Origin of the sequence: Pseudomonas sp. JAI115 (assembly GCF_014200835.1) — a bacterium.
GTDB classification, from domain to species: Bacteria; Pseudomonadota; Gammaproteobacteria; order Pseudomonadales; family Pseudomonadaceae; genus Aquipseudomonas; species Aquipseudomonas putida_A.
Genome location: NZ_JACHCY010000018.1, coordinates 63,115 through 73,406, shown reverse-complemented (window position 1 = coordinate 73,406; position 10,292 = coordinate 63,115). Strand labels below are relative to the sequence as shown.

Genomic DNA, 10,292 nt, shown 5'->3' with positions numbered 1-10,292 from the left:
CCATCGCTGGCAAGCCAGTTCCCACAGTGGGATTGGCTGCGGTCAGTGGGAGATTGGTCGGCTGTCAGGCCGCCATCGCGAGCAGGCTCACTCCTACATTGGGGTTGGGTGCAGGCAGTTGGAGAGTGGTCGACTGTCAGGCCGCCTTCGCGAGCAAGCCCGCTCCCACAGTTGGATTGGGTGCAGGCATTTGGAGAGTGGTCGGCTCATAGGCCGCCATCGCTGGCAAGCCAGTTCCCACAGTGGGATTGGCTGCGGTCAGTGGGAGATTGGTCGGCTGTCAGGCCGCCATCGCGAGCAGGCTCACTCCTACAGTGGGATTGGGTGCAGGCAGTTGGAGATTGGTCGACTGTCAGGCCGCCTTCGCGAGCAAGCCCGCTCCCACATTTGGATTGGGTGCAGGCAGTTGGAGATTGGTCGGCTACTAGGCCGCCATCGCGAGCAGGCTCACTCCTACAGAAAAGCAAAAGCCGACCGCATGCTTTTCACCACTCAACAGGATGAGCGCAAGCTCGGCTGCAGCTTTTGATCTTGCCGTGCCGGCCCCTTCGGCAGGCTGAGTGGAGGGGTTTATCCGGGGGTGGGAGCGCAGCGACCGTTTGGCGTAGCCAAATGCATCGAGAGGAGGTGCAGCGAAGCAAACCGGAGGCGATGCGCCCGGATGAACCACGCAACGAAGGAACCCGAGCCTAAGCGAGGGCCGTACGCCGGGGCCCAGCGTTTTGGTTACTTTTGGGCGTCTGCAAAAGTGACTCGCCGTAAGGGCGAAACCGCCAGCCGCAGCACCCGAAGCAACGGATATAAACCCAAAACCCCAAGAACCTGGTCGGCCCAAAGGCCGCCAAGTCCAAAACCATCAAGCGTCGCGACGCACTCGGAACCAGGCCGCATACAAAGCAGGCAAAAACAAAAGCGTCAAAGCCGTAGCCACAATCAACCCCCCCATGATCGCCACCGCCATCGGCCCGAAAAACACACTGCGCGACAAAGGAATCATCGCCAGCACCGCCGCCAAAGCCGTCAAGACAATAGGCCGAAACCGCCGCACCGTCGCCTCGATAATCGCCTGCCAAGGCTTGAGACCAGAGGCAATATCCTGCTCGATCTGATCCACCAGAATCACCGAGTTGCGCATGATCATCCCCGACAGTGCAATTGTCCCCAGCATCGCCACAAACCCGAACGGCTGGCGGAACACCATCAGAAACAACACCACCCCGATCAACCCCAGCGGCGCCGTCAGAAACACCATCGCTGTACGCGAGAAGCTACGCAATTGCACCATCAGCAACGTCAGCACCACCACAATGAACATCGGCACCCCGGCATTCACCGACTTCTGCCCACGCTCTGAATCCTCCACCGTACCGCCAACATCCAGCAGATACCCGTCAGGCAATTCGGCACGGATCGGATCCAGCGTCGGCTCGATCTGCTTCACCAGCGTCGCCGGCTGCTCCTTGCCATAAATGTCGGCACGCACTGTCACGGTCGGCAGACGATTACGGTGCCAGATGATCCCTTCCTCAAACCCGTACTCCAGCGTGGCAATCTGCGACAGCGCCACACTGCGACCGTTATCGGTCGGCACCGCCAGACTCGGCAGCAACGTCAACTCGGTGCGCTCATGCACCGTGCCGCGCAGCAGAATCTCGATCAACTCGTTGTCCTCGCGGTACTGGCTGACACTCGAGCCGGTCAGCGAACTCTGGAGGAATTTCGCCAGATTGGCCGTGCTCACACCGAGCGCCCGCGCACGATCCTGATCGATGTTCAGGTACACCACTTTGCTCGGCTCTTCCCAATCCAGGTGCACGTTGACCACATGCGGATTCTCGCGCACCTTGGCCGCCACTTTGCGCGCCAGCGCACGGACTTCCTCGATGTGCTCACCGGTGACGCGGAACTGCACCGGATAGCCAACCGGCGGACCGTTTTCCAGACGCGTAACCCGCGAACGCAGGGTCGGGAATTGCTCGTTAAGGGTCTCGATCAACCAGGTGCGCAGGGTCTCGCGCTCTTCGATGTTTTTCGCCAATACCACAAACTGAGCGAAGCTCGCCGCCGGCAGTTGTTGATCCAGCGGCAGGTAGAAGCGCGGCGAACCGGTGCCAACATACGCCACATAGTTATCGATGCCGGCGTGATCCTTGAGCATCGCCTCCAGGCGTTTGACCTCGGCCGTGGTGTTGGCCAGCGACGCGCCTTCAGCGAGTTTCAGATCGACCATCAATTCCAATCGATTGGAGGCCGGGAAGAACTGCTGCGGGACGAAACGGAACAGCATCACCGACGCAATAAACAGCCCCACTGTCAGCACAATCACGGTTTTGCGGTGCGCCACGCACCACTCCACCAGACGTCGCACCCGTTGATAAAACGGCGTGCCATACGGGTCGGCTTGCCCGTCAGTCGTGCCATGTTTGGCCGCATGAATCTTCGCCAGATCCGGCAGGAGTTTTTCCCCCAGATACGGCACGAACATCACCGCCGCCACCCATGAGGCGAGCAACGCGATGGTCACCACCTGAAAGATCGAACGGGTGTATTCACCGGTGCCGGACTGCGCGGTGGCGATCGGTAGAAAACCCGCGGCGGTGATCAGCGTACCGGTAAGCATCGGGAACGCAGTGCTGGTCCAGGCGTAGCTCGCGGCCTTGATCCTGTCGAAGCCCTGTTCCATTTTGATCGCCATCATTTCCACGGCGATGATCGCGTCGTCCACCAGCAAGCCCAGCGCCAGCACCAGCGCGCCGAGGGAGATCTTGTGCAGACCGATACCCAGGTAATACATGCAGGCGAAGGTCATCGCCAGCACCAGCGGAATGGTCAGCGCAACCACCATGCCGGTGCGCACGCCGAGGGAGAAGAAGCTCACCAGCAATACGATCGCCAGCGCCTCGACCAGCACCTGGACGAACTCGCCGACCCCGGTTTTCACCGCCGCCGGTTGGTCGGACACCTTGCGCAATTGCATGCCGGCCGGAAGGTTTTTCTGCAGGCGCGAGAACTCGCCTTCCAGCGCTTTGCCCAGCACCAGAATGTCGCCGCCGTCCTTCATCGCTACTGCGAGGCCAATGGCGTCTTCGCCCATGAAGCGCATGCGCGGCGCCGGTGGATCGTTGAAACCGCGATGCACATCGGCGACATCGGAGATGCGGAACGTCCGGTCACCGACGCGGATCGGGAAGTTCTTGATCTCCTCGACCGTCTGAAAATTCCCCGAGACCCGCAGTTGCACGCGCTCGCTGCCGGTTTCAAAGAACCCGGCGGTGGACACCGCGTTCTGCTCTTGCAGCGCTTGCTGTACAGCCGCCAGTGGCAAACCGAGGGTGGCGAGTTTGACGTTGGACAACTCGACCCAAATCTTCTCGTCCTGCAAACCGAGCAGATCGACCTTGCCGACATCTTTGACCCGTTGCAGCTGAATCTGGATGCGATCGGCGTAATCCTTGAGCACCGCGTAATCGAAACCGTCGCCGGTCAGCGCATAGATGTTGCCGAACGTGGTGCCGAATTCATCGTTGAAGAACGGTCCCTGAATATCCGGCGGCAAGGTCTGACGAATGTCACTGACCTTCTTGCGCACCTGGTACCAGAGGTCGGGAATTTCCTTGGAATGCATCGAATCGCGGGCAATAAACGTGACCTGCGACTCACCCGGGCGGGAGAACGACACGATGCGTTCGTACTCGCCGGTTTCCATCAATTTCTTTTCGATGCGTTCAGTGACCTGACGCGAGACTTCCTGCGCGGTCGCCCCCGGCCAGCGGGTCTGAATGACCATGGCCTTGAAGGTGAACGGCGGGTCTTCGCTCTGGCCGAGCTTGGTGTAGGACAAGGCGCCGACGATGGCCAGCAAAAGCATCAGGAACAGTACGATCTGGCGATTACGCAGCGCCCATTCAGAAAGGTTGAAGCGCATCGGGACTTACTCCTTGTCCGCCAGATTGACCACACGGTTGGAGCGATCCACAGGCCGCACCTGCTGACCTTCGAGCAATACGTGAACCCCGGCGGCGACTACCCAGTCGCTGGCATTCAGGCCTTCGAGCACCGGCACGCTTTTCTCGCCGAACGGGCCGATGCGCACCGGGGTCTTTTTCAAGGTGTTGTTGGCGTTGACGACCCAGACGTAGGTCGCGCCATTTTCCGCTGTCAGCGCCGAGAGCGGCACCGACAGCGGCACGCTTTCTGCCGATTGCACGAACACCCGGGCACTCTGCCCGAGCTCAGCCGGGACTTTGCCGCTGGTGAACGAGATGCGCGCGGCGAAGGTTCGGGATTTCGGGTCGGCTGCCGGCGATAGCTCACGAATCTGCCCGGCGAAGCGCTGGTTCTGCTGGGTCCACAGTTCAACGGTGACTGGCTGGCCGACCTTGAACCGTCCGAAGCTCTGCTCCGGCAGGCTGATCGACACTTCACGCTCGCCATCGGTGGCGAGGGTGAACACGGTTTGCCCGGCGGCAACCACTTGCCCGACTTCCACCGAACGCTTGGCCACCACGCCGTCCTGCGGCGCGCGCAACACGGCGTAACTGGCCTGGTTGGTCGAGACGTTGAATTCGGCTTTGATCTGCTTGAGGCGCGCTTCGCCGGAACGGTAGAGGTTTTCTGCGTTGTCGTAGGCCGAACGACTGACCATCTGCCGCTCCATCAAAGTCTTGTAGCGGTCACGCTCGGCGCGCACCAGGTTCAGATTGGCTTCGGCGGCGGCGACCTGTGCGCGGGTGGCTTCCAGTTGCAGGCGCACATCCTGCGGATCGAGCTCGGCCAATGGTTGATCAGCCTTCACGCGCTGGCCTTCCTCGACCAGTCGTCGGCTGACTTTGCCGCCAATGCGGAACGCCAGATCCGGTTCGTAACGGGCGCGCACCTCGCCCGGATAACTTTCCATCGCCTGCGCCGAAGGCTCTGGCTGCACCACCATGGCCGGTCGAACGCTGACTTGCGTCGCCTCTTCCTGACCGCATGCGGACAATAAAACAGCCAGGCTGACTGGCACGGCAAACGACAACGCATGGCGGAACATGGTGACGGACCTTTCGCTAATGGTGCTTGGAATATTTATACTGGCCAGTATGGTATTAATAGCAAACTCACCAGTCCAGTATTAAAAGCGAAGAATGTCGAACAATCTTGCAGCTCCAAACGGCCCGGGCCGTCCGAAGGATCCGGCCAAGCGCCGGGCGATCCTCGACGCGGCGAAAATCCTGTTTCTGAGTCACGGCTACGCCAACACCAGCATGGACGCGGTCGCCGCCGAGGCTGGCGTGTCGAAACTGACGGTTTACAGCCACTTCAACGACAAGGAGACGCTGTTCTCCTCCGCGGTGATGGCCAAATGCGAGGAGCAGTTACCGCCGCTGTTCTTCGAATTGCCCGCCGGAATCCCCGTGGAAAAAGTGTTGCTGAACATTGCCCGAGGCTTTCATCAACTGATCAACAGCGACGAGTCGGTGAATCTGCATCGCTTGATGATGGCGCTGGGCACGCAGGATCCGAAGCTGTCACAGATTTTCTTCGACGCCGGTCCCGAGCGCATGGTGCAAGGCATGGAGCGGCTGCTGAAACGCATCGACGAGACCGGCGCGCTGAGCATCGACCTGCCGCGTAATGCGGCCGAGCATTTCTTCTGCCTGATCAAGGGCGCAGGGAATTTTCGTTTGCTGTATTGCTGCGGCGAGCCGCTGAGCGAAGAGGCTTCAGAGAGTCATGTGCAGGAAGTGGTGGGGTTGTTCATGCGGGCTTACAGACCCTAGAGACCTGGTGATTGGTCTACCCCCTTCGCGAGCAGGCTCGCTCCCACATTTGAAAGGCATTCCAATGTGGGAGCGAGCCTGCTCGCGAAGGGGGCGACGCGGTCTCAAGCCTTGAGCGCTTTCTTCGGGTAGATGTCATACCGGCTCGACTTGCCATCCAGCGCATGGCTCGGCTTCGGCCCCTCGATGCACGGTGCCTTGCGCGGGCGCTTGACCACCACCCGGTGCGTCGCCAACGCCAGCGCCGCTTCGAGCAATGCCGGCGCATCCGGATCATCCCCGACCAGTGGCCGGAAAAGGCGCATTTCCTTCTTCACCAGCGCGGTTTTCTCGCGGTGCGGGAACATCGGGTCGAGGTAGATCACCTGCGGCGGCTCGCCCTCCCAGTTGCGCATGACCTCGATCGAGTTGCCCTTGAGCAGCTTCATCCGCGCGACAATCGGCGCCACATCGAAATCTTCCGCCGCCCGCGCCAGACCATCCTCCAGCAACGCGCCGATCAACGGCTGACGCTCGATCAGGCTCATCTCGCAACCCAGACTGGCCAGCACGAACGCATCCTTGCCCAGCCCCGCCGTGGCATCCAGCACCCGAGGGCGCACGCCTTGGGCGATGCCGACCGCCTTGGCGATCATCTGCCCGCTGCCGCCGCCGTACAGACGCCGATGCGCCGCGCCACCCTCGACAAAGTCCACCCGCACCGGCCCTGGTGCATCCGGGCCGAGCTGTTGCAGCTGCAAACCCTGCTCGCCGACCTGCAAGGCGAACTCGCCGTCGTCCACCTGCAGCGGCAGGCCCAGGCGCTCGGCCCATTGCTCGGCTTGCGCTTCAAACGTCGGGCCGAGGGCCTGGACATGGATGCGGCAGGCCGCGGGTTGCTCAATCATGAAAACACGCTCAAAAAAGTTAAGGATCGGCAAAAAGTGGCCGATAAAACAATCAACGCGCATTTTGCCAGAGCTGAGCGTCAACCGAAAAAAATGTCAGGCATTCTTCCCACATCGATTGGCTACATTTCGCCCAAGGGCGACTTCAGCCGTCATAACACTCAAGCATTGGGCGGCGTCAGTCACCTGTGGCAGGATTTCTTTGCCCAGGCGATGGCCGAACAGACGAGTGATGTGGTGCCGGCCTGTGGCACCTTTCCACCGGTTGACCTGAACAGCCCGGAAGAACCGACCCTGGGCAGCGAGCTGCACGCGCACATCGTCGAGCAGCGTCAGTGCGACGTGGTCGACACCGAAGTGCGTCCGCCGGAGCCGCTGTTCCTGCCGATCGCCGAGTTCGAAACCGATCTGCTGGACAAGCCGTTCCCACCGTTCCCGCCAGAAGAACTCAAAGCTCAGCAAGAGCAGCAGGACTTCGACAGCAGCTGGGTCCGTCCAATCGTGATCAACAATGGTCAGCCGCTTCCCGAGCCTGGCCCGGCGCCACAGAAGAAGCCGCTGTACCTGCCGATTGCCGAATTCGATCTCGATCTGTTGCAAAAACCTTATCCGCCGTTCCCGCCGGAAGAAATTGCCGAGCAGCAGAAGGCACTGGACTTCGATAACGGCTGGGCGCGCCCGATCGTCCTGCAGAACCTGCGCCTCGCCGCCTGATCCCTCAGCGACACACGCTCCAGCGCCCGACATCGACATGAAAGTGATTGCGGTGGGCGGCGTTGTAATCCGGACTCAACACCACACTGAACGCCTCGCAGGCGCCATCGCGTACCTGACGTAGAAACTGCGCGTCCTGATTTTGCTTCGGCCAGTCCCTGAGCACGCTGATGCTTCGCCCGTCGGCCAGCCGAAAACCGCTGATATCCAGCGCATCGGCACTGGCATGCCGACTGAGCGCCCCGCTCTCGCGGTTGTAGACATTGCGACAGGCAAAGCTGCCGAGGTGATCAAGCCGCGCCACCCTCTGCCCGTAAACAGATTGCGCGGCGGGTTGCAGGCTATGCCGTTCAAACATCGCGTAAGCCACCGCCAGCGGGCAACTGGCGAGGAAGCTGCTGCTCAGCGCCACCTCACCGCCCTGCACGCGCACGGTGCCGATCAGCGGGCACTTGGCGTCGGGGCTGTCGGCTTGCGCGGTGACGCGCAGACCCGAGTTGCTCAGGACTTGTGCGCATAATTCGGGATTGCCGCGCAGGCGCATCAGCTTGAAACCGGTCAACCAGTTCGGCGCTGCCTTCACGTCCAGCGGCGCCCACGGGTTCCACTCGGCCGGCACATCGAGCCAGCCGCGCCAGACGCTGAGCACGGCACCCGCGATGATCAGCAGTAACGACAGCGCGATCCAGCGACCCATGCTCAGCCTTTGAAAAACTGATTGGCCTTGGCGTACGGCATCGACTGCGACGTAAAGCCGAACGTCCCGCGCTGCTGGATTTCTTCAGCCGCGCGGAAGAACTCGCCGAACGCTGCCAAGGCCAGCGCCGAACCGGTGCTGATGCGCCGCACACCCATCTCTTCAAGCTGCTGCACGGTCAGTTTCAAACCGCCGGACATCAGCACGTTGACCGGTTTTGGCGCCACCGCGCGCACCACCGCCAACACCTCTTCGGCGCTGCGCAAACCCGGCGCATACAGCACGTCGGCGCCCGCCTCGGCAAAGGCTTGCAGGCGGCGAATGGTGTCGTTGAGATCGGGATTACCGTGCAGGTAGTTTTCCGCGCGGGCGGTCAAGATGAAGGGAAATGGCAGCGTGCGCACCGCAGCGACGGCGGCTTCGATGCGTGCCACGGCGTGTTCAAAGCAATAGATCGGCGCGTCGGCACGGCCCGTGGCGTCCTCGATCGAACCACCGACCGCGCCGGCCTCGGCGGCACGCAACAGGCTTTTCGCGCATTCGGCGGGGTCATCGGCGAAACCGTTTTCCAGATCCACCGCTACCGGCAAATCCGTGGCCGCGACAATCGCCCGGACGTTGGCCAAAGTGTCATCGAGACTCAGGGCGCCGTCGGCCTTGCCCTGGGAAAACGCGTAACCAGCGCTGGTGGTCGCCAACGCCTGATAGCCCAGACTGGCGAGCATCTTCGCCGAGCCGGCATCCCACGGATTGGGAATCACAAAAATCCCCGGACGCTCGTGCAGGGCCTTGAAGGCCTGGGCTTTGCGGGTTTGTTCTTGAAGGGCGTGGGCGTCCATCGGCAGGCTCCTGGGCAGGGGAAAAATCCGCCTTCAGAGCAAGCCGAGTTGCTCGGCGGCGGGTTCTCTGTATAGCTCAGGCAGGGATGGCAGGCCAGGCAAACGTTGCATCAGTTGTGCGTGAAAACGTTGCGCCAGCTTCGCCGCCATGACGTTGTCGGCGGTGTGCAGGAAGATGTACGGCGTGCGGCCCTCTTCGATCCACTCGGCGATTTTCGCCACCCACGGCACCAGAAACGGATCATTGGCTTCCAGCTCCGGGTGGCCAATGAAGCGCACCTGCGGGAACTGGGTAAACGCCGCCGGCCGCGTCGGCACCCGCGGCTTTTTCGATTGCGCGTGGATCACCGAAGACTCGGTCGACAGGCAACTGAACAGCGCCCGTGGATCGAGGCAGATACGTTCCACGCCACGATCCAGCAGCAGGCGATTGAGCAGGCGTTCGCTCTCGCCCTTGGCGAAGAACTGCTCGTGGCGCACTTCCACCGCCAGTGGCCGGTCCAGCGCGTCGATGAACGCGGTCAGCTCCGGCAGTCGATGCGGGGTGAAGCTTTTCGACAGTTGCAGCCACAGCGGCGAAACACGTTCGCCGAGCGGGCTGAGAAGATTTACGAAGGTTTCGGCGGCGGTCAGTTGATCGCGCAGATCACCGCTGTGGCTGATGTCGCCGGGAAACTTGGCAGTGAAGCGAAAGTGTTCGGGCATGGTCTCGGCCCAGCGCTGCACGGTGGCCGGCGAGGGGCTGGCGTAGAAGGTCGTGTTGCCTTCGACGGCATTGAACACTTGGGAGTAGAGAGCGAGGAAGTCGGAGGTCTTGGCGTCTTCGGGGTACAGATAATCGCGCCAGGCGTTTTCACTCCAGGACGGACAACCGAGGTAGTAAGGCAGATCCATCAGATGTAAAGGTCGAGGCCCAGCACATCCGCATCCCAATCGACAAAACCGGCGGTGCTCAGGTAGCTGGCCAGGGCCATCGCTACGCTTTTGCTCATGGCGCGGTGATAAATCATGTCTTGCTGACGGGCGGGCAGATTGGCCAGGCGTTGTGCGGAGGCTTTGGCAGCGCGGGCGGCCAGTTGCTCTTCAGTCGGGAATTCCAGCTCGCCGTCGATATCGTCGACGGATTCATCCAGCGCCACATTGCCTTTGCGAGGCTTGCGCTTGATGGGGTAGGACTGAGAGGAGAGGCCGTCTATACGCATAATTTCATGCTCGGTATCGATGATGGCAATTTAGCGGCACTTGACCGACTTAGCAAATTGCCGAGTGATAACTAGAACACATAAAGCGCAAAAGGTTTAAAGCGCGGGGTTGGAAACTGACGATTGGCAGTGACTTTAATTGAACACCGGACCTGTGGGAGCGGGCTCGCTCGCGAAATCGGTGTGTCAGG

Annotated in this window: 9 protein-coding genes; 2 read left to right on the top strand and 7 right to left on the bottom strand. The window is 61.3% G+C overall.

Annotation, left to right across the window (positions count from 1 at the left end):
* Positions 1–856: 856 nt before the first annotated feature.
* Together HDC30_RS26095 and HDC30_RS26090 are read right to left on the bottom strand one after the other, a co-directional pair.
* On the bottom strand, positions 857–3,925 hold the full coding sequence (locus HDC30_RS26095; RefSeq protein WP_096795818.1) for an efflux RND transporter permease subunit: 3,069 nt from the start codon (positions 3,923–3,925) through the stop codon (positions 857–859).
* 6 nt (positions 3,926–3,931) lie between these two features.
* Positions 3,932–5,032, bottom strand: a complete 1,101-nt coding sequence (locus tag HDC30_RS26090) for an efflux RND transporter periplasmic adaptor subunit (RefSeq protein ID WP_096795817.1) — start codon at positions 5,030–5,032, stop codon at positions 3,932–3,934.
* A gap of 94 nt (positions 5,033–5,126) precedes the next feature.
* Between HDC30_RS26090 and HDC30_RS26085 the strand changes: the two genes are divergently transcribed.
* The gene (locus tag HDC30_RS26085) at positions 5,127–5,762 is read left to right on the top strand and encodes a TetR/AcrR family transcriptional regulator (protein WP_183785748.1); all 636 of its coding nucleotides are present in this window, start codon (positions 5,127–5,129) and stop codon (positions 5,760–5,762) included.
* A 104-nt stretch (positions 5,763–5,866) separates the two neighbouring features.
* On the opposite strand, the gene HDC30_RS26080 is transcribed toward HDC30_RS26085, so the two are convergent.
* On the bottom strand, positions 5,867–6,649 hold the full coding sequence (locus HDC30_RS26080; RefSeq protein ID WP_115986519.1) for a class I SAM-dependent methyltransferase: 783 nt from the start codon (positions 6,647–6,649) through the stop codon (positions 5,867–5,869).
* 93 nt (positions 6,650–6,742) lie between these two features.
* Between HDC30_RS26080 and HDC30_RS26075 the strand changes: the two genes are divergently transcribed.
* Positions 6,743–7,363 carry an energy transducer TonB gene (locus tag HDC30_RS26075; protein ID WP_183785778.1) on the top strand — a complete coding sequence of 207 codons (621 nt, stop codon included), beginning with the start codon at positions 6,743–6,745 and terminating at the stop codon, positions 7,361–7,363.
* Between the two features lie 4 nt (positions 7,364–7,367).
* On the opposite strand, the gene HDC30_RS26070 is transcribed toward HDC30_RS26075, so the two are convergent.
* From HDC30_RS26070 to HDC30_RS26055, 4 genes are read right to left on the bottom strand one after another with little or no spacing between them, the layout of a single operon-like run.
* Complete coding sequence (locus HDC30_RS26070; RefSeq protein ID WP_183785746.1) at positions 7,368–8,060, bottom strand: extensin family protein; 693 nt, start codon at positions 8,058–8,060, stop codon at positions 7,368–7,370.
* A gap of 2 nt (positions 8,061–8,062) precedes the next feature.
* Positions 8,063–8,899: an oxaloacetate decarboxylase gene (locus tag HDC30_RS26065; RefSeq protein ID WP_150370356.1), complete on the bottom strand. Its 837-nt coding sequence runs from the start codon at positions 8,897–8,899 to the stop codon at positions 8,063–8,065.
* Between the two features lie 33 nt (positions 8,900–8,932).
* Positions 8,933–9,793 carry a DUF72 domain-containing protein gene (locus HDC30_RS26060; RefSeq protein ID WP_115986522.1) on the bottom strand — a complete coding sequence of 287 codons (861 nt, stop codon included), beginning with the start codon at positions 9,791–9,793 and terminating at the stop codon, positions 8,933–8,935.
* A complete protein-coding gene (locus HDC30_RS26055) occupies positions 9,793–10,101 on the bottom strand; it encodes a hypothetical protein (RefSeq protein WP_003222071.1) in 309 nt (102 codons plus the stop codon). The genes HDC30_RS26060 and HDC30_RS26055 overlap by 1 nt, the downstream gene beginning before the upstream one ends.
* Positions 10,102–10,292 lie beyond the last annotated feature (191 nt).